The sequence below is a fragment of the Pseudomonas sp. Pseusp49 genome, assembly GCF_059491875.1.
Genome location: NZ_CP168514.1, coordinates 994,823 through 1,014,978, shown reverse-complemented (window position 1 = coordinate 1,014,978; position 20,156 = coordinate 994,823). Strand labels below are relative to the sequence as shown.

Annotated in this window: 15 protein-coding genes, 1 tRNA gene and 3 rRNA genes; 4 read left to right on the top strand and 15 right to left on the bottom strand. The window is 56.5% G+C overall.

Annotated features, from left to right (window positions below):
- Positions 1-4 precede the first annotated feature (4 nt).
- The 6 genes from iscA to trmJ all read right to left on the bottom strand — a co-directional run bounded on the left by iscA (position 5) and on the right by trmJ (position 4,428).
- Positions 5-328 (bottom strand): iron-sulfur cluster assembly protein IscA, encoded by a 324-nt coding sequence (gene iscA, locus ACEN83_RS04405; protein ID WP_007974004.1) that lies wholly within the window; start codon positions 326-328, stop codon positions 5-7.
- Between the two features lie 28 nt (positions 329-356).
- Positions 357-743: a Fe-S cluster assembly scaffold IscU gene (gene iscU / locus ACEN83_RS04400; protein ID WP_007974006.1), complete on the bottom strand. Its 387-nt coding sequence runs from the start codon at positions 741-743 to the stop codon at positions 357-359.
- Between the two features lie 101 nt (positions 744-844).
- Positions 845-2,059: an IscS subfamily cysteine desulfurase gene (locus ACEN83_RS04395; RefSeq protein WP_495579597.1), complete on the bottom strand. Its 1,215-nt coding sequence runs from the start codon at positions 2,057-2,059 to the stop codon at positions 845-847.
- A 50-nt stretch (positions 2,060-2,109) separates the two neighbouring features.
- Positions 2,110-2,601: a Fe-S cluster assembly transcriptional regulator IscR gene (iscR, locus tag ACEN83_RS04390; protein ID WP_007974010.1), complete on the bottom strand. Its 492-nt coding sequence runs from the start codon at positions 2,599-2,601 to the stop codon at positions 2,110-2,112.
- A gap of 277 nt (positions 2,602-2,878) precedes the next feature.
- Entirely contained in the window at positions 2,879-3,655 is a 777-nt protein-coding gene (cysE, locus tag ACEN83_RS04385) for a serine O-acetyltransferase (protein ID WP_116581896.1), read from the bottom strand.
- 2 nt (positions 3,656-3,657) lie between these two features.
- Positions 3,658-4,428: a tRNA (cytosine(32)/uridine(32)-2'-O)-methyltransferase TrmJ gene (gene trmJ, locus ACEN83_RS04380; RefSeq protein ID WP_007974014.1), complete on the bottom strand. Its 771-nt coding sequence runs from the start codon at positions 4,426-4,428 to the stop codon at positions 3,658-3,660.
- 146 nt (positions 4,429-4,574) lie between these two features.
- Here trmJ and suhB point away from each other — a divergent pair, with 146 nt between their 5' ends.
- Complete coding sequence (gene suhB, locus ACEN83_RS04375; protein WP_007974015.1) at positions 4,575-5,393, top strand: type III secretion system regulator SuhB; 819 nt, start codon at positions 4,575-4,577, stop codon at positions 5,391-5,393.
- Between the two features lie 264 nt (positions 5,394-5,657).
- On the opposite strand, the gene ACEN83_RS04370 is transcribed toward suhB, so the two are convergent.
- The 6 genes from ACEN83_RS04370 to queA all read right to left on the bottom strand — a co-directional run bounded on the left by ACEN83_RS04370 (position 5,658) and on the right by queA (position 11,758).
- Positions 5,658-6,206, bottom strand: coding sequence for a glycine zipper 2TM domain-containing protein (locus ACEN83_RS04370; protein WP_104450787.1), 549 nt, complete (start codon positions 6,204-6,206; stop codon positions 5,658-5,660).
- Between the two features lie 121 nt (positions 6,207-6,327).
- On the bottom strand, positions 6,328-7,242 hold the full coding sequence (gene secF / locus ACEN83_RS04365) for a protein translocase subunit SecF (protein ID WP_007980597.1): 915 nt from the start codon (positions 7,240-7,242) through the stop codon (positions 6,328-6,330).
- A gap of 9 nt (positions 7,243-7,251) precedes the next feature.
- Positions 7,252-9,120 carry a protein translocase subunit SecD gene (gene secD / locus ACEN83_RS04360; RefSeq protein WP_495579596.1) on the bottom strand — a complete coding sequence of 623 codons (1,869 nt, stop codon included), beginning with the start codon at positions 9,118-9,120 and terminating at the stop codon, positions 7,252-7,254.
- Positions 9,121-9,184: 64 nt separating this feature from the next.
- Positions 9,185-9,520 carry a preprotein translocase subunit YajC gene (gene yajC / locus ACEN83_RS04355; RefSeq protein WP_007956696.1) on the bottom strand — a complete coding sequence of 112 codons (336 nt, stop codon included), beginning with the start codon at positions 9,518-9,520 and terminating at the stop codon, positions 9,185-9,187.
- Between the two features lie 43 nt (positions 9,521-9,563).
- Positions 9,564-10,679 carry a tRNA guanosine(34) transglycosylase Tgt gene (gene tgt, locus ACEN83_RS04350; RefSeq protein WP_495580844.1) on the bottom strand — a complete coding sequence of 372 codons (1,116 nt, stop codon included), beginning with the start codon at positions 10,677-10,679 and terminating at the stop codon, positions 9,564-9,566.
- Between the two features lie 14 nt (positions 10,680-10,693).
- Positions 10,694-11,758, bottom strand: coding sequence for a tRNA preQ1(34) S-adenosylmethionine ribosyltransferase-isomerase QueA (gene queA, locus ACEN83_RS04345; RefSeq protein WP_116581895.1), 1,065 nt, complete (start codon positions 11,756-11,758; stop codon positions 10,694-10,696).
- A 107-nt stretch (positions 11,759-11,865) separates the two neighbouring features.
- Here queA and ACEN83_RS04340 point away from each other — a divergent pair.
- From ACEN83_RS04340 to ACEN83_RS04330, 3 genes are all read left to right on the top strand, one after another.
- A tRNA-Leu gene (locus tag ACEN83_RS04340) sits at positions 11,866-11,950 on the top strand.
- A 181-nt stretch (positions 11,951-12,131) separates the two neighbouring features.
- Positions 12,132-12,461, top strand: a complete 330-nt coding sequence (locus ACEN83_RS04335) for a hypothetical protein (protein ID WP_495579595.1) — start codon at positions 12,132-12,134, stop codon at positions 12,459-12,461.
- A gap of 339 nt (positions 12,462-12,800) precedes the next feature.
- Positions 12,801-14,828 (top strand): TOTE conflict system archaeo-eukaryotic primase domain-containing protein, encoded by a 2,028-nt coding sequence (locus tag ACEN83_RS04330; protein WP_495579594.1) that lies wholly within the window; start codon positions 12,801-12,803, stop codon positions 14,826-14,828.
- Positions 14,829-14,925: 97 nt separating this feature from the next.
- Here the strand turns inward: ACEN83_RS04330 and rrf are convergent.
- From rrf to ACEN83_RS04315, 3 genes are all read right to left on the bottom strand, one after another.
- Positions 14,926-15,041 (bottom strand): 5S ribosomal RNA (rrf, locus tag ACEN83_RS04325).
- A gap of 157 nt (positions 15,042-15,198) precedes the next feature.
- Positions 15,199-18,092: ribosomal RNA gene (locus ACEN83_RS04320) — 23S ribosomal RNA — on the bottom strand.
- A gap of 314 nt (positions 18,093-18,406) precedes the next feature.
- Positions 18,407-19,943 (bottom strand): 16S ribosomal RNA (locus tag ACEN83_RS04315).
- Together the 16S, 23S and 5S rRNA genes form the textbook arrangement of a ribosomal RNA operon.
- Positions 19,944-20,156: the final 213 nt, after the last annotated feature.

Here is a 20,156-nt window from a genome sequence, read left to right as displayed (position 1 = left end):
AGCCTCAGATGTTGAAGCTTTCGCCGCAGCCACATTCACCGCGCACGTTGGGGTTGTTGAACTTGAAGCCTTCGTTCAACCCTTCCTTGACGAAATCGAGCTCGGTGCCGTCCAGGTAGGCCAGGCTTTTCGGGTCGATAATCACTTTTTCGCCGTGACTTTCGAACACCTGGTCCTCAGCAACCACCTCGTCGACAAACTCCAGCACATAGGCAAGGCCGGAACAGCCCGTGGTGCGGACACCCAGACGAATCCCTTCACCCTTGCCGCGCCCGTCGAGGGAGCGCCGCACGTGCTTGGCCGCCGCTTCTGTCATGCTGATAGCCATCGTTGACTCCTTACTCGTCGCCAAATGCTTAGATCAAGCCTTTCTTCTGCTTGTAGTCGCGAACAGCCGCCTTGATGGCGTCTTCAGCGAGTACCGAGCAGTGGATTTTCACTGGCGGCAGGGCCAGTTCTTCAGCCAGCTGGGTGTTCTTGATGGTTTCCGCTTCGTCCAGGGTCTTGCCCTTCATCCACTCGGTGGCGAGGGAGCTGGAAGCGATAGCCGAACCGCAACCGTAGGTCTTGAACTTGGCATCTTCGATGATGCCGGCGTCGTTGACCTTGATCTGCAGGCGCATCACGTCGCCGCACGCCGGAGCGCCGACCATGCCGGTGCCGACATCAGGATCTTCCGCATCCATCTTGCCGACGTTGCGCGGGTTTTCGTAGTGGTCGATGACCTTTTCGCTGTAAGCCATGATTCTCAATCCTCACTCATCAGGGCCGCTCTTGAGACCCTGCAGTTGCGCTGCATTTACCGCCGCGCTACTACAGGACCTGTATCCGGCGGCTTCTATAGTTAGTGTGCCGCCCACTCGATCTTCGAGATATCGACGCCGTCTTTGTACATGTCCCACAGCGGCGACAGAGCGCGCAGCTTGGTTACGGCCTCGCAGACTTTCTGCGCGGCGTAGTCGATTTCTTCTTCGGTGGTGAAACGGCCGAAGGTGAAACGGATCGAGCTGTGAGCCAGTTCGTCGTTGCGGCCCAGGGCGCGCAGTACGTACGAAGGCTCAAGGGATGCCGAGGTGCAGGCCGAACCGGACGAAACCGCCAGATCCTTGAGTGCCATGATCAGCGACTCGCCTTCAACGTAGTTGAAGCTCAGGTTCAGGTTGTGCGGAACGCGGGCGGTCAGGCTGCCGTTGACGTACAGCTCTTCCAGGTGCTCGACCTGCTTGTAGAAACGGTCGCTCAGGGCCTTGATGCGCACGTTCTCGGCAGCCATGTCTTCCTTGGCTACGCGGAAAGCTTCGCCCATGCCGACGATCTGGTGGGTCGCCAGGGTGCCGGAACGCATGCCACGCTCGTGGCCGCCACCGTGCATGGTCGCTTCGATACGTACGCGCGGCTTGCGGCTTACGTAGAGGGCGCCGATGCCTTTAGGACCGTAGGTCTTGTGGGCGGAGAACGACATCATGTCGACTTTCAGCTTCTGCAGGTCGATCTCGACCTTGCCGGTGGACTGAGCGGCGTCGACGTGGAACAGGATGCCCTTGGAACGGAGCAGTTCGCCGATCGCTGCGATGTCGTTGATGGTGCCGATTTCGTTGTTCACGTGCATGACCGACACCAGGATGGTGTCGTCGCGCAGTTCGGCTTCGATCATATCCGGCGTTACCAGGCCATCGGTGCGAGGCTCGATGTAGGTCACTTCGAAACCTTCACGCTCCAGTTGGCGCATGGTGTCCAGGACAGCCTTGTGCTCGATCTTGGTCGTGATCAGGTGCTTGCCTTTGGTGGCGTAGAAATGTGCCGCACCCTTGATTGCCAGGTTGTCGGATTCGGTGGCACCGGAGGTCCAGACGATTTCACGCGGATCGGCATTGACCAGGTCGGCCACCTGACGACGGGCGTTTTCAACGGACTCTTCAGCTTTCCAGCCGAACACGTGGGAACGGGACGCCGGGTTACCGAAGTTTCCGTCGACCAGCAGGCATTCACTCATCTTTTGCGCGACACGCGGATCAACCGGGGTGGTCGCAGAGTAATCAAGGTAAATCGGCAATTTCATGGACTATCTCCTAAATCAGGCTGGCTGGCGTGCCGCTAGCTCTTTGGCTGTCATTCGACGGCGGACGCTTCAATCTTGTCCAGGCGTGGCACCTTGCTGTTGCAACGGCGCTGGTCCTGACGCTGGGCTACTTCTTGCACCTCACGGCGAGTCACAAGGTCAGCCAAGCTGATACCGCTCAGAAATTCGTGAATCTGCAGGCTCAGGTCGCACCACAAGTGGTGGGTCAGGCAGGTGTCGCCTTGATGGCAATCACCCTGCCCCTGGCATTTGGTGGCATCGACCGATTCGTTCACCGCATCGATCACCTGGGCGACCTGGATGCCCTGCATGTCGCGGGACAATTGGTAACCACCGCCCGGACCACGCACGCTGGACACCAGATTGCTGCGGCGCAATTTGGCAAAAAGCTGTTCGAGGTAGGACAGGGAGATGCCTTGGCGCTCGGAGATATCGGCCAGGGACACGGGCCCGTGCTGCGCGTGCAACGCCAGGTCAAGCATGGCGGTCACGGCGTATCGGCCTTTTGTAGTCAGTCGCATGGACAATTACCACGGAGTTCGGAATGAGGCGAGTATGCAATTCCCGAGTATTTAAGTCAACTATAAGACCTAGTACTTTAGTCGGGATTACCCGCAAAGAGCGGGCGCATCATAGCAGGGTCTGCGGCTTAATGGCACACCGCTTAGCGCAGCGCCATTACCCAAATACGACCTCCGATCCCGGTAGGAGCTGCCGCAGGCTGCGATCTTTTGACTTTGATTTTAAAAAAAACAAGATCAAAAGATCGCAGCCTTCGGCAGCTCCTACACAAAGGCTTCAGCTGGCCTGGGTCTGGTCTTTGTCTTTTACGCAGGCGAAGTCTTCTTCGCGCAGCTCAGGCAGATCTTTCGCACAGTAATTACTGCCCAGATCCTTCAATGCCCCGCACATCCCCTCCAGACGACCATCGACCGCCTGCAGGTGGTCAAGCAACTGGTTGATGGCGCGCGCCACCGGGTCAGGCATGTCTTCAGTCACGCCATAGGCATCAAAACCGATCTTCTCGGCCATGGCCTTGCGCTTGGCGTCCAACTCCTGGTCGGGCTTGACGATGATCCGCCCCGGAATCCCCACCACCGTGGCGCCCGGTGGAACTTCCTTGGTCACCACGGCGTTGGAGCCAACCTTTGCACCCGCACCTACAGTGAACGGGCCAAGCACCTTGGCGCCGGCACCGACCACGACCCCATCACCCAGGGTCGGGTGACGCTTGCCCTTGTTCCAGCTGGTGCCGCCCAGGGTCACGCCCTGGTAAATAGTGACGTCGTCGCCGATCTCGGCGGTTTCACCGATGACGATGCCCATGCCATGGTCAATGAAGAAACGACGACCGACCTTGGCCCCCGGATGGATCTCGATCCCGGTCAGCCAGCGACCGAAGTTCGACACCAGCCGCGCCAGCCACTTCAGGTCCGCGCGCCACAGCATCGCCGACAAACGGTGAATCCAGATGGCGTGCATGCCGGGGTAGCAGGTCAGGACTTCAAAAGCGTTACGCGCCGCCGGGTCTCGATGGAATACGCTCTGGATATCTTCACGCAAACGCTCAAACATCATTAATCCTTCCGCTTTAGAAGCTCACCACGGGCCGCTTTCTGGGTTTCCGTGAGGATGCCACGCAAAATATTCATTTCCGCCCGGCTGACCGAGCTGCGTCCGTACAACCGGCGCAGGCGCGCCATCAAGTGCCGTGGTTTTTCCGGATCGAGGAATTCGATGGCCACCAGGGTTTGTTCCAGGTGCTCATAGAATCGCTCCAGCTCGTCCATGGTCGCCAGCTCAGCGCTTTTGACCGAAGCCACCTCTTCCTTCTCGACCTTGCTCGGCTGGCCTTGGGCCGCCAGCCAGGACATGCGCACTTCATAGCTCAACACCTGCACCGCCGCCCCAAGGTTCAGCGAACTGAACTCAGGGTCGGATGGGATGTGCACGTGATAATGACATCGCTGCAGCTCTTCGTTGGTCAGGCCGGAATCTTCACGACCGAACACCAGGGCGATTTCCGCGCCCTGCCCGGCTTCCTCGACCACCTTCGTTCCGCATTCGCGGGGATCGAGCAGCGGCCAGGGAATGCGCCGGTCGCGGGCACTGGTACCCAGCACCAGGTTGCAGCCGACCAGGGCATCTTCCAAGGTGGCGACGACTTGCGCGTTTTCAAGGATGTCACCGGCACCGGAAGCACGGGCGTCGGCTTCGTGATGCGGGAACTGACGAGGCTCGACCAGCACCAGCCGCGACAAGCCCATGTTCTTCATGGCACGCGCAGCCCCGCCGATATTGCCCGGATGGCTGGTATTGACCAGGACGACACGAATGTTATGCAGCAAGGGAGGCGCTCTCGAACACGATAATCGGGAGCGGAATCTTACAGCTGAAGCTACCGTTAAGCCATGAAAGCGAACGTCGTCCTTCTCCTGTAGAAACTTTCTGATAGAATGCCCGGCTTTCTTTAACAACCTTAGGTGACACATCCATGCAGCCCATGCTGAATATCGCGCTGCGCGCCGCCCGCAGCGCCAGTGAATTGATCTTCCGCTCCATCGAGCGCCTGGATACCATCAAGGTCGACGAAAAAGACGCCAAGGATTACGTATCCGAGGTGGATCGCGCCGCCGAACAGAAAATCATCGACGCCCTGCGCAAGGCGTACCCGAATCATTCGATCCTGGGTGAAGAGACCGGCATGCACGCCGGCACCGGCATCGAAGGCGAAGAGTACCTGTGGATCATCGATCCGCTGGACGGCACCACCAACTTCCTGCGCGGCATTCCTCACTTCGCTGTCAGCATTGCCTGCAAATACCGCGGTCGCCTGGAGCACGCTGTTGTTCTGGACCCGGTTCGCCAGGAAGAATTCACCGCCAGCCGTGGTCGCGGCGCTCAACTGAACGGTCGTCGCCTGCGCGTCAGCGGCCGCACCAGCCTGGACGGCGCCCTGCTGGGTACCGGCTTCCCGTTCCGTGACGAGCAGATGGACAACCTCGACAACTACCTGGGCATGTTCCGCGCCCTGGTTGGCCAGACTGCCGGCATTCGCCGCGCAGGTTCGGCGAGCCTGGACCTGGCCTACGTGGCTGCCGGCCGTTTCGACGCTTTCTGGGAGTCGGGCCTGTCCGAGTGGGACATGGCCGCAGGCGCCCTGCTGATCCAGGAAGCCGGCGGTTTGGTGAGCGACTTCACCGGCGGTCACGACTTCCTCGAGAAAGGCCACGTCGTTGCCGGCAACACCAAGTGCTTCAAGGCAGTTTTGACGGCGATCCAGCCGCACCTGCCGGCCTCGCTGAAGCGCTAAGCTTCCCGCGACAGAGAAAGCACCCTGCGGGGTGCTTTTTTTATGCCCGCAATTCGAGCCGGCTTGCTGGCGATCCGACCTGACATTGACCATTGATGCCGACTGCTACACCTCCCCCCTGTAGGAGCTGCCGAAGGCTGCGATCTTTTGATTTTAAAAATCAAGATCAAAAGATCGCAGCCTTCGGCAGCTCCTACATTTGAAATCAGTGATTTGCGGGCACAAAAAAAAGCACCCCGCAGGGTGCTTCTTTTTTTATCCAGATCACTGACCCTGCTGATTCTCCGACAGGATCAACTTGCCTTCCTTATCCACCGGAATCTGGTTGCCCGGATCACGATCCATGCGCACCTTGCCTTCCTTGCCGTCCAGCGAATACCGCACGTCGTAACCTACAACCTTGTCACTGATATCGTTGACCGTGTTGCAGCGGGTCTGGGTCGTGGTGTAGGTATCACGCTCCTGCATGCCTTCCTGCACCTTGTTGCCGGCATAACCACCACCGACGGCACCCGCGACCGTGGCGATCTTCTTGCCGGTGCCGCCACCGATCTGGTTACCCAGCAAACCACCTGCCAATGCACCGACCACCGTACCGGCGATCTGATGTTGATCTTTCACCGGCGCCTGCCGGGTGACCGTTACATCCTTGCACACTTCACGTGGAGTCTTGATTTGTGTCTTGACCGGCTCAACGGCGAGTACTTGTGCGAACTCAGGACCGCTTTTAACCAGGCTGTAGGTGGCCACAGCGCCCCCGGCAGTCACACCGACAGCACCCAGTACAGCACCAACCAGCATCGACTTGTTCACATGAACCTCCTGGACCATCACATGCGGAACATGTCCGCGCTTCTCCCAGCCTTGGAGCACAAAAAAAGGCGCGAGTTCAACTCGCGCCTTTTTTGGACTACATCGCAGAGAGAAGCTTCCCTCAAGGACGGTCGTCGACTTCCTTCTCGGTATTGGCAGGAGGAATCAGGTCTTCCGTGCTCAGGTTCAGCCAGATCAGCACCACGTTCGCGATGTAGATCGACGAGTAGGTACCCGCCAGAACACCGATGAACAGGGCGATGGAGAAACCGAACAGGTTGTCGCCGCCGAAAAACAGCAGGGCCGCGATCGCCAGCAAGGTGGAGATCGACGTCGCCATGGTCCGCAGCAGGGTTTGCGTGGTCGAGATATTGATGTTCTCGATCAGGCTGGCCTTGCGCAGTACGCGGAAGTTCTCACGAACCCGGTCGAATACCACGATGGTGTCGTTGAGCGAGTAACCGATGATCGCCAGTACCGCCGCCAGCACCGTCAGGTCGAAGGTGATCTGGAAGAACGACAGGATACCGATGGTCACGATCACGTCGTGGATCAGGGACACGATCGCACCGACCGCGAACTTCCACTGAAAGCGGAACGCCAGGTAGATCAGGATGCCGCCCAGCGCCATCAGCATGCCGAGGCCGCCCTGGTCGCGCAGCTCTTCACCCACCTGCGGGCCGACGAACTCGACGCGCTTGACCGTCGCCGGGTTCTCGCCGCCGACCTTCTGCAAGGCCTCGGCAACCTGGTGACCCAGTTGCGGATCTTCGCCAGGCATGCGCACCAGCAGATCGGTGGTTGCACCGAAGTTCTGCACGATGGCTTCGTGATAACCCGCGGTCACCAGCTGCTCACGCACCTTGGTGACATCGGCCGGACGCTCGTAGGTCAGCTCGATGAGCGTACCGCCGGTGAAGTCCAGGCCCCAGTTCATGCCCTTGTGGAAGACACTGAACAAGGCCAGTGCGGTAAGGAACAATGTGACGCCGAACGCAAAGTTGCGAACGCCCATGAAGTTGATTGTACGTAACATGGCAGCCCCTTAAATCCACAACTTCTTGAAGTCACGACCGCCGAAGATCAGGTTGACCATCGCGCGGGTCACCATGATGGCCGTGAACATCGAGGTAAAGATCCCGAGGGACATGGTCACTGCGAAGCCCTTGACCGGGCCGGTGCCCATGGCAAAGAGGATGCCGCCGACCAGCAAGGTGGTCAGGTTGGCGTCGAGAATCGCGGTGAATGCCCGGCCGAAGCCTTCGTTGATTGCGCGCTGCACGGTCATGCCGGCGGCGATCTCTTCACGGATCCGCGAGAAGATCAGCACGTTGGCGTCGACCGCCATACCCATGGTCAACACGATACCGGCGATACCCGGCAGGGTCAGCGTTGCCCCCAGCAGCGACATCAGGGCCAGCAGCATCACCATGTTCACCGCCAGGGCGACGGTAGCGATGAGGCCGAAGAAGCGGTAGATGGCCATGATGAACAGCGAGACGAACAGCATGCCCCACAGCGACGCATCGATACCCTTGGTGATGTTGTCGGCACCCAGGCTTGGACCAATGGTGCGTTCTTCAGCAAAGTACATCGGTGCCGCCAGACCACCGGCACGCAGCAGCAGCGCCAGCTCGGACGACTCGCCCTGGCCGTTCAGGCCGGTAATACGGAACTGGGCACCCAGCGGCGACTGGATGGTCGCCAGGCTGATGATCTTCTTCTCTTCCTTGAAGCTCTGAACCGGCACGTCTTTCTCGACGCCATTGACCACTTGCTTGGTGTAAGTGGTGACCGGACGCTGCTCGATGAAGATCACCGCCATGCTGCGACCGACGTTCGAACGGGTCGCACGGCTCATCAGCTCGCCGCCGTGGCCGTCCAGACGAATGTTCACTTCCGGCGTACCGTGCTCGCCGAAACCAGCCTTGGCGTCAGTCACCTGGTCACCGGTGATGATCAGGCCACGCTCGATCAGCGCAGGAGGACGCTTGCCCTCACGGAACTCGAAGGACTCGGAAGTGGCTTTCGAAGCACCCGGCTCAGCAGCCAGACGGAACTCGAGGTTGGCCGTCTTGCCGAGGATACGCTTGGCTTCGGCGGTGTCCTGCACGCCCGGCAGCTCAACCACGATGCGGTTGGCGCCCTGGCGCTGGACGATCGGTTCGGCAACACCCAGCTCGTTGACGCGGTTACGTACCGTGGTCAAGTTCTGCTTGATGGAGTATTCGCGGATTTCCGCCAGCTTGGCCGGGGTCATCGCCAGACGCAGCACCGGTTGACCATTGAGGTCGGCCGGAACAATGTCGAAATCGTTGAAGTTCTTGCGGATCAGCACACGGGCCTGTTCACGGCTGTCTTCATCAGCGAAGCCCAGCTGGATGGCGCCATTGAGTTGCGGCAGGCTGCGATAGCGCAGCTTTTCTTTACGCAGCAGGCTCTTTACATCGCCTTCGTAGACTTTCAGACGCGCGTCGAGGGCTTTGTCCATGTCCACTTCCAGCAGGAAGTGCACACCACCGGACAAGTCCAGACCCAGCTTCATCGGGTGCGCAGCGAGGTTGCGCAGCCATTGCGGGGTGGTTTGTGCCAGGTTCAGCGCGACGACGTAGTCATCACCCAACGCCTTGCGCACAACGTCCTTGGCCGGCAGCTGGTCTTCAGCCTTGGTCAGGCGAATCAGCCCGCCCTTGCCGTTGGCGGCCAGGGTGGCAGCCTTGACGTTGATCCCGGATTCCTTGAGCGCCGTGCTTACACGATCCAGATCAGCCTGATTGACCTGCAGCGCAGTGCTTGCACCGCTGACCTGAATGGCCGGGTCATCAGGGTAAAGATTGGGAGCGGAATAAATCAGACCGACCGCCAGCACCGCCAGGATCAGAATGTATTTCCACAGAGGATATTTGTTCAGCATCACGCCGCCCGTTTATGACGCGGGGCGCCTTGCGCGCCCCGTCGATTGAAGATGAAGTTGAAACTTAGATCGCTTTGAGCGTGCCTTTTGGCAGCGTCGCGGCGATGGCACCTTTCTGGAATTTCATTTCGACGGTGTCGGAAACTTCCAGAACGACGAAATCGTCGGCCACTTTAGTGATCTTGCCGGCGATGCCGCCGGTGGTCACAACTTCGTCACCCTTTTGCAGGCTGCTCAGCAGGTTTTTCTGCTCTTTGGCGCGCTTGGCCTGTGGACGCCAGATCATCAGGTAGAAGATGACCAGGAAGCCGACCAGGAAAATCCACTCGAAACCGCCGCCCATAGGGGCTGCCGCAGGTGCTGCAGCGTCTGCCATGGCATTAGAGATAAAAAAGCTCATTTAGCACTCCAGTTGCAAATGTTGAATCTTGGGGTCAGAAAACTCAGTCCAAAGGCGGAACAGGTATCCCGCGTTTGGCGTAGAAGGCATCGACAAAGGCGGCCAATGTACCCTGTTGAATAGCCTCGCGCAAACCAGCCATAAGCACTTGATAATGACGCAAGTTATGGATGGTATTGAGCATGCTTCCCAGCATTTCGCCGCACTTGTCCAGGTGATGCAGATAAGCGCGGGAGAAGTTCTGGCAGGTATAGCAATCGCAGGTCGGATCGAGCGGCGAATCATCATGGCGATGGAACGCGTTTCGGATCTTCAGCACGCCGGTATCGATGAACAGATGCCCATTGCGGGCATTACGGGTTGGCATCACGCAATCGAACATGTCCACACCGCGGCGCACACCCTCAACCAAGTCTTCCGGTTTGCCAACGCCCATAAGGTAACGAGGTTTGTCAGCCGGCATCATGCCCGGCAGGTAATCCAGCACCTTGATCATCTCGTGCTTGGGCTCGCCCACCGACAGGCCGCCAATGGCCAGGCCATCGAAGCCGATCTTGTCCAGGCCTTCCAGGGAGCGCATGCGCAGGTCCTGGTGCATGCCGCCCTGAACGATGCCGAACAGCGCCGCGGTGTTGTCGCCATGGGCTTCTTTCGAACGCTTGGCCCAACGCAGGGACAATTCCATGGAAATACGCGCGACGTCTTCATCAGCCGGGTACGGCGTGCATTCGTCGAAAATCATCACGATGTCGGAGCCCAGGTCACGCTGGACCTGCATCGACTCTTCCGGGCCCATGAACACCTTGGCGCCGTCGACCGGGGAGGCGAAGGTCACGCCCTCCTCCTTGATCTTGCGCATGGCGCCCAGGCTGAACACCTGGAAACCGCCGGAGTCGGTCAGGATCGGGCCTTTCCACTGCATGAAATCGTGCAGGTCGCCGTGCTTCTTGATCACTTCCGTGCCCGGGCGCAGCCACAGGTGGAAGGTGTTGCCCAGAATGATTTCAGCGCCAGTCGCCTCGATATCCCGTGGCAGCATGCCCTTGACCGTGCCGTAGGTACCCACCGGCATGAAGGCCGGGGTCTCGACGGTACCGCGCGGGAAGGTCAAACGACCGCGACGAGCCTTGCCATCAGTGGCCAGCAGCTCGAAAGACATACGACAGGTGCGACTCATACTGTTTCCTCTGGGCCCGATTCTTTAGGGGCAGTCGGCGCAGGATTACGCGTGATGAACATCGCATCACCGTAGCTGAAAAAGCGGTAACCGTTGTCGACCGCAGCCTTGTAGGCCGCCATGGTCTCGGGATAACCGGCGAACGCCGAAACCAGCATCAACAGCGTGGATTCGGGCAAATGGAAGTTGGTGACCAGGGCATCGACCACATGAAACGGCCGGCCAGGGTAAATGAAAATGTCTGTATCGCCGCTGAACGGCTTGAGCACGCCATCGCGCGCCGCACTTTCCAGGGAACGCACGCTGGTGGTCCCCACCGCCACCACGCGACCACCGCGAGCACGGCAAGCCGCAACGGCATCGACCACGTCCTGGCCGACTTCCAGCCATTCGCTGTGCATATGGTGGTCTTCGATCTTCTCGACCCGCACCGGCTGGAACGTCCCTGCGCCAACGTGCAGGGTCACGAACGCCGTCTCGACGCCCTTGGCGGCAATCGCCTCCATCAGCACCTGATCGAAATGCAGCCCCGCCGTCGGCGCCGCCACCGCGCCCAAACGCTCGGCGTAGACGGTCTGGTAACGCTCGCGGTCGGCACCTTCATCCGGGCGGTCTATATAAGGAGGCAGCGGCATGTGCCCGACACGGTCGAGCAACGGCAACACCTCCTCGGCAAACCCCAGCTCGAACAACGCATCATGACGCGCGAGCATCTCGGCCTCGCCACCGCCGTCGATGAGAATCTTCGACCCCGGCTTGGGCGACTTGCTGGAACGCACATGGGCCAGCACGCGATGACTGTCCAGCACCCGCTCCACCAGGATTTCCAGCTTGCCGCCGGAAGCCTTCTGGCCAAACAGCCGCGCCGGAATCACCCGGGTATTGTTGAACACCATCAAATCGCCAGGGCGCAAATGCTCCAGCAAATCAGTGAATTGACGGTGTGCCAGGGCGCCGCTGACCCCATCCAGGGTCAACAGACGACTATTGCGACGCTCGGCCAAAGGATGGCGGGCGATCAGCGAATCAGGGAGCTCGAAAGTAAAGTCAGCAACGCGCATGATGGGGTTCGTCTAGCAGGGCCGGGAAGTCTAGCGGAATTATCAAAAATTCTCCATGTACCTGATTGACCAGCGGTTATCTCATCTCTATACTTCGCCGCCATTGAGCCCTGATGGCGGAATTGGTAGACGCGGCGGATTCAAAATCCGTTTTCGAAAGGAGTGGGAGTTCGAGTCTCCCTCGGGGCACCAAAATTAAGAAAGGTCTTGCTTAGCAAGGCCTTTTTTTTCGCCTGCGATAAAGTGACCAGCACCCCACCGACAAACGCCCCGACAACGCACCAACCCGTAGGAGCTGCCGAAGGCTGCGATCTTTTGATCTTGCTCTCTTCTGCCCCTCTCGCCGGAAGAACATTTCACAAGGATCCCCCCCATGGAATTGCACCTGGAAACCGTCGCCCTCTTCTCCCTCAAACTGGCTTATGAATCGGAAGGCCAGAGCCCGATTTTGCGGGATGATTTAGTCATGGGTGATTACCAGCGGGATGTGTTTGAGTTGTTGGTGCGGCGGGGGGATGTTGAAGGGATTCAGGTGAAGGTAGGTGAGTGTGTGGGGTTGGCGTTGGAGGCTGTTGGAGGTGTGGATAAGCCGTTGGGGCGGGAGTTGGGGAGGTTGGTGGGGGAATTTTCTGGGATTCGGGCGATGGAGGAGCTTGATGCTCCGCTCATCGCGCTCAAGGATTATTTGAAAGACATTCAATGAATGAGGCGGAGGCGGCTGAAAATCTCGTTTGTTTTTTGAACGACCACATGACCTCAAACTCGATATCGACGCGCTACTACTACCTGCTGACTACAAACCTGCTCACTCTACGCCCAGGAAAATCCTGGAACTTTCCACGCTAGCCGAATGCCAGCAACTGCGCGCTCTGTATCCCTCACCGGCAGATTGAACCAGCCAATGATTTGATTGGGACTAGGGCGGACCTCTTGAGCTCCTGAACCGACCCCCTGTTGTTTGATAACCTCTATGTTTTACTGATGGACTGAGGATTGTAGCTCGAGGCTACAGGCTTCACCTGAGACGTAGAGGCTGAAGGCGGTGATAGACACTAGTCTGGTGGCGAAGCTAAGAGCTGAGAATGCAAGATTGGTTGCCTTGCTGGATGCTCATGGCATCGAATGGCGCCCGCCTGCTGAGCCAGTCAAAATAGCGATTGTCCAAGCAGAGCAATCACAGCAACTCGATACTGAAGGAAAGCTTGCCCTATTCCGAAGCTTGTTTCGTGGCAGGACGGACGCTTATCCCATCCGCTGGGAAAGCAAGGCAGGCAAATCAGGATACGCACCCGCTTGCGCAAACGAATGGAGGCCAGGCGTTTGTGAGAAGCCCCGAATTAAATGTGGCGACTGCGGTAACCGCCAGCTGCTTCCGCTGACCGATGAGGTGGTCTATCGCCATCTGGCGGGCGAAGTGGTCGTTGGTATCTACCCCCTACTCTCTGATGACACTTGTTATTTTTTGGCTGTCGACTTCGATGAAGCCGAATGGCGTGATGATTCCAAAGCTTTTGTGCAGTCATGCCATGAGCTGAACGTCCCGGTGGCGCTGGAAATATCGCGCTCAGGCCAAGGGGCTCATGGCTGGATTTTCTTTGAGCGTAATGTTCCTGCCTGCGATGCGCGCCGCCTCGGTGCCGCAATCATCAGTCATGCCTGTGAGCGCACCCGCCAGTTGGCGCTCAGCTCCTATGATCGACTGTTTCCAAACCAGGACTATATGCCCAAAGGCGGCTTTGGAAATCTCATAGCGCTCCCTTTGCAAAAGCGCGCCAGGGCCCAAAACAACAGCATTTTTGTAGACGACTCGCTTGAGCCCCATCCTGATCAATGGGCCATCCTGGCATCGATTCAACGCATGAGCCCAAAAGATATCCAGCCCGTTATTATCCAGGCGATGGGTAATCGAGACCCTCTAGGGGTCGCCTATGTCGATGACGAAGGTGATGCGGAACCTTGGAAAGATCGTGAATCGAGATCACGTAAATTGACATGCCCGTTGCCTGCTGCTGTCAACATCACGCTGGCCAACTTAATTTACTTTGAAAAGTCGGGATTGCCACAGCCATTGGCAAACCAGCTTGTCCGGCTCGCAGCTTTTCAAAATCCTGAGTTCTACAAAGCTCAGGCCATGCGCATGTCAGTGTGGAACAAGCCAAGGATTATCGGCTGTGCCCAGAACTTCCCCAAACATATTGCGTTACCGCGTGGCTGTTTGGATGCTGCGCTGGAGCTTTTAGAGGAAAACGGGGTTACTCCTATTCTTAAAGACGAACGCTTCGCGGGCGACCCCATCGACGTGAGCTTTCTCGGGACCCTGCGTTCTGACCAAGAGGCTGCTGTCAGCGCAATGCTAAGTCATGACACCGGTATCCTCTGCGCACCGACAGCTTTCGGTAAAACGGTGAGTGCTGCTGCGTCGATTGCCGCACGTGGCATTAACACGTTGGTGCTTGTGCATCGGACGGAGCTGTTAAGGCAGTGGCAAAAGCGCTTGCAGGCGTTCCTGGGAGTCGGGAATGGTGTCGTTGGTACCCTTGGGGGCGGAAAAACGAAGCTTACCGGCATCATCGACATTGCCGTAATGCAGTCGTTATCGCGAAAAGGCGAGATCAGCGATCAGGTAAAAAACTACGGACAGATCATCGTTGATGAGTGTCATCACCTATCAGCCGTGTCATTCGAGGCACTACTGAGGAGCGCGACCGCGCGGTACGTACTGGGACTCACCGCAACCCCAGTGCGCCGAGATGGGCAACAGCCTATTATTTTCATGCAGTGCGGACCGAACCGACATTCTGCTGCTCGGCCAGCGAGTGCGCCTCATGACCTATCTGTCGTGCCTCGATTGCTGTCCAAACCAATAGTGGTCCCCGACGGCTTTGGGATTCAGGACGTTTTTCGGCATCTAGCCGACGACTCTGAGCGAACAGCCAAAATCGTTTTGGAGATTGAGTTGGCGTACAGCGAGGGTAGAAAAATTCTAGTACTAACGGATAAGCGCCAGGCTGGTTACAAAGCGATGGGCTACCGTATGGCTGATTCCATGGTCACCATGGACCTGCTCTAACGTGGTTGACGGTCAACCTCCGCACCAGTCTCAGGATGCTTTTTTCGAGGACAAACAAAACCCCAACTGCTTTCGCAATTGGGGTTTCGGAATTTAATCTTGACGATGACCTACTCTCACATGGGGAAACCCCACACTACCATCGGCGATGCATCGTTTCACTTCTGAGTTCGGGATGGGATCAGGTGGTTCCAACGCTCTATGGTCGTCAAGAAATTCGGGTACTGAGTCGCGGCCAGTTGGCCTCGCTTCAGCAAATTGGGTATGTGACAGCTGGGTGTTTTGTGAGTCTCTCGAACTTTCGGTTCGTTTCGTCTTCACACACCGCAATCTGATGCTCTTTCGAGTAGTCAAATTGCTTGGGTGTTATATGGTCAAGCCTCACGGGCAATTAGTATTGGTTAGCTCAACGCCTCACAGCGCTTACACACCCAACCTATCAACGTCGTAGTCTTCGACGGCCCTTCAGGGGACTCAAGGTCCCAGTGAGATCTCATCTTGAGGCAAGTTTCCCGCTTAGATGCTTTCAGCGGTTATCTTTTCCGAACATAGCTACCCGGCAATGCCACTGGCGTGACAACCGGAACACCAGAGGTTCGTCCACTCCGGTCCTCTCGTACTAGGAGCAGCCCCTCTCAAATCTCAAACGTCCACGGCAGATAGGGACCGAACTGTCTCACGACGTTCTAAACCCAGCTCGCGTACCACTTTAAATGGCGAACAGCCATACCCTTGGGACCGGCTTCAGCCCCAGGATGTGATGAGCCGACATCGAGGTGCCAAACACCGCCGTCGATATGAACTCTTGGGCGGTATCAGCCTGTTATCCCCGGAGTACCTTTTATCCGTTGAGCGATGGCCCTTCCATACAGAACCACCGGATCACTAAGACCTACTTTCGTACCTGCTCGACGTGTCTGTCTCGCAGTCAAGCGCGCTTTTGCCTTTATACTCTACGACCGATTTCCGACCGGTCTGAGCGCACCTTCGTACTCCTCCGTTACTCTTTAGGAGGAGACCGCCCCAGTCAAACTACCCACCATACACTGTCCTCGATCCGGATAACGGACCTGAGTTAGAACCTCAAAGTTGCCAGGGTGGTATTTCAAGGATGGCTCCACGCGAACTGGCGTCCACGCTTCAAAGCCTCCCACCTATCCTACACAAGCAAATTCAAAGTCCAGTGCAAAGCTATAGTAAAGGTTCACGGGGTCTTTCCGTCTAGCCGCGGATACACTGCATCTTCACAGCGATTTCAATTTCACTGAGTCTCGGGTGGAGACAGCGCCGCCATCGTTACGCCATTCGTGCAGGTCGGAACTTACCCGACAAGGAATTTCGCTACCTTAGGACCGTTATAGTTACGGCCGCCGTTTACCGGGGCTTCGATCAAGAGCTTCGCGTTAGCTAACCCCATCAATTAACCTTCCGGCACCGGGCAGGCGTCACACCCTATACGTCCACTTTCGTGTTTGCAGAGTGCTGTGTTTTTAATAAACAGTCGCAGCGGCCTGGTATCTTCGACCGGCGTGGGCTTACGGAGCAAGTCCTTCACCCTCACCGGCGCACCTTCTCCCGAAGTTACGGTGCCATTTTGCCTAGTTCCTTCACCCGAGTTCTCTCAAGCGCCTTGGTATTCTCTACCCAACCACCTGTGTCGGTTTGGGGTACGGTTCCTGGTTATCTGAAGCTTAGAAGCTTTTCTTGGAAGCATGGCATCAACCACTTCGTCACCCAAAGGGTAACTCGTCATCAGCTCTCGGCCTTAGAATCCCGGATTTACCTAAGATTCCAGCCTACCACCTTAAACTTGGACAACCAACGCCAAGCTGGCCTAGCCTTCTCCGTCCCTCCATCGCAATAACCAGAAGTACAGGAATATTAACCTGTTTTCCATCGACTACGCTTTTCAGCCTCGCCTTAGGGACCGACTAACCCTGCGTCGATTAACGTTGCGCAGGAAACCTTGGTCTTTCGGCGTGGGTGTTTTTCACACCCATTGTCGTTACTCATGTCAGCATTCGCACTTCTGATACCTCCAGCAAGCTTCTCAACTCACCTTCACAGGCTTACAGAACGCTCCTCTACCGCATCATCCGAAGATGATACCCGTAGCTTCGGTGTATGGTTTGAGCCCCGTTACATCTTCCGCGCAGGCCGACTCGACTAGTGAGCTATTACGCTTTCTTTAAAGGGTGGCTGCTTCTAAGCCAACCTCCTAGCTGTCTAAGCCTTCCCACATCGTTTCCCACTTAACCATAACTTTGGGACCTTAGCTGACGGTCTGGGTTGTTTCCCTTTTCACGACGGACGTTAGCACCCGCCGTGTGTCTCCCATGCTCGGCACTTGTAGGTATTCGGAGTTTGCATCGGTTTGGTAAGTCGGGATGACCCCCTAGCCGAAACAGTGCTCTACCCCCTACAGTGATACATGAGGCGCTACCTAAATAGCTTTCGAGGAGAACCAGCTATCTCCGAGCTTGATTAGCCTTTCACTCCGATCCACAGGTCATCCGCTAACTTTTCAACGGTAGTCGGTTCGGTCCTCCAGTCAGTGTTACCTAACCTTCAACCTGCCCATGGATAGATCGCCCGGTTTCGGGTCTATTCCCAGCGACTAGACGCCCTATTAAGACTCGCTTTCGCTACGCCTCCCCTATTCGGTTAAGCTCGCCACTGAAAATAAGTCGCTGACCCATTATACAAAAGGTACGCAGTCACCCAACAAAGTGGGCTCCCACTGCTTGTACGCATACGGTTTCAGGATCTATTTCACTCCCCTCTCCGGGGTTCTTTTCGCCTTTCCCTCACGGTACTAGTTCACTATCGGTCAGTCAGTAGTATTTAGCCTTGGAGGATGGTCCCCCCATATTCAGACAAAGTTTCTCGTGCTCCGTCCTACTCGATTTCATGACTAAGAGATTTTCGCGTACAGGGCTATCACCCACTATGGCCGCACTTTCCAGAGCGTTCCGCTAATCTCAAAGCCACTTAAGGGCTAGTCCCCGTTCGCTCGCCACTACTAAGGGAATCTCGGTTGATTTCTTTTCCTCAGGGTACTTAGATGTTTCAGTTCCCCTGGTTCGCCTCTTGCACCTATGTATTCAGTACAAGATAACCATCTTATGATGGCTGGGTTCCCCCATTCAGACATCTCCGGATCAAAGTCTGTTTGCCGACTCCCCGAAGCTTTTCGCAGGCTACCACGTCTTTCATCGCCTCTGACTGCCAAGGCATCCACCGTATGCGCTTCTTCACTTGACCATATAACCCCAAGCAATCTGGTTATACTGTGAAGACGACATTCGCCGAAAATTCGATTCTTGCTCATAAAGAGCAACTCACAAATTTTACCTTAGCCTGATCCGTTACCAGTGAAAGTAACGTTCAGTCTATCTTTCTATCACATACCCAAATTTTTAAAGAACGAACTAGTCAAAGACTAGAAATCAATATTCACGCTGGAATACTCATTTCTAAACTCTAACGAAACAGACCACTTTAAAGGCTGGCCTCTCGTCTTCTTCAATGAATCAAGCAATTCGTGTGGGAACTTATGGAGCAGCTGAGTCGTCGATTAAGGAGGTGATCCAGCCGCAGGTTCCCCTACGGCTACCTTGTTACGACTTCACCCCAGTCATGAATCACACCGTGGTAACCGTCCTCCCGAAGGTTAGACTAGCTACTTCTGGTGCAACCCACTCCCATGGTGTGACGGGCGGTGTGTACAAGGCCCGGGAACGTATTCACCGCGACATTCTGATTCGCGATTACTAGCGATTCCGACTTCACGCAGTCGAGTTGCAGACTGCGATCCGGACTACGATCGGTTTTGTGGGATTAGCTCCACCTCGCGGCTTGGCAACCCTCTGTACCGACCATTGTAGCACGTGTGTAGCCCAGGCCGTAAGGGCCATGATGACTTGACGTCATCCCCACCTTCCTCCGGTTTGTCACCGGCAGTCTCCTTAGAGTGCCCACCATAACGTGCTGGTAACTAAGGACAAGGGTTGCGCTCGTTACGGGACTTAACCCAACATCTCACGACACGAGCTGACGACAGCCATGCAGCACCTGTCTCAATGTTCCCGAAGGCACCAATCCATCTCTGGAAAGTTCATTGGATGTCAAGGCCTGGTAAGGTTCTTCGCGTTGCTTCGAATTAAACCACATGCTCCACCGCTTGTGCGGGCCCCCGTCAATTCATTTGAGTTTTAACCTTGCGGCCGTACTCCCCAGGCGGTCAACTTAATGCGTTAGCTGCGCCACTAAGAGCTCAAGGCTCCCAACGGCTAGTTGACATCGTTTACGGCGTGGACTACCAGGGTATCTAATCCTGTTTGCTCCCCACGCTTTCGCACCTCAGTGTCAGTATCAGTCCAGGTGGTCGCCTTCGCCACTGGTGTTCCTTCCTATATCTACGCATTTCACCGCTACACAGGAAATTCCACCACCCTCTACCATACTCTAGCTCGTCAGTTTTGAATGCAGTTCCCAGGTTGAGCCCGGGGCTTTCACATCCAACTTAACGAACCACCTACGCGCGCTTTACGCCCAGTAATTCCGATTAACGCTTGCACCCTCTGTATTACCGCGGCTGCTGGCACAGAGTTAGCCGGTGCTTATTCTGTCGGTAACGTCAAAATTGCAGAGTATTAATCTACAACCCTTCCTCCCAACTTAAAGTGCTTTACAATCCGAAGACCTTCTTCACACACGCGGCATGGCTGGATCAGGCTTTCGCCCATTGTCCAATATTCCCCACTGCTGCCTCCCGTAGGAGTCTGGACCGTGTCTCAGTTCCAGTGTGACTGATCATCCTCTCAGACCAGTTACGGATCGTCGCCTTGGTGAGCCATTACCTCACCAACTAGCTAATCCGACCTAGGCTCATCTGATAGCGCAAGGCCCGAAGGTCCCCTGCTTTCTCCCGTAGGACGTATGCGGTATTAGCGTTCCTTTCGAAACGTTGTCCCCCACTACCAGGCAGATTCCTAGGCATTACTCACCCGTCCGCCGCTGAATCAGAGAGCAAGCTCTCTTCATCCGCTCGACTTGCATGTGTTAGGCCTGCCGCCAGCGTTCAATCTGAGCCATGATCAAACTCTTCAGTTCAAACATCTTTGGGTTTTGAGAAAACCCTAAACTTGGCTCAGCAATCGTTGGTTACATCTTTGATTTCTCGCGGAGTAACTTGTGATGCTGATAATCTGTTGACTAGCAGTCTGACTCCACAAGCACCCACACGAATTGCTTGATTCAGTTGTTAAAGAGCGGTTGGTTAAGATCTTTCGTCTTAACCGAGGCGCGCACTCTACAGCACACACT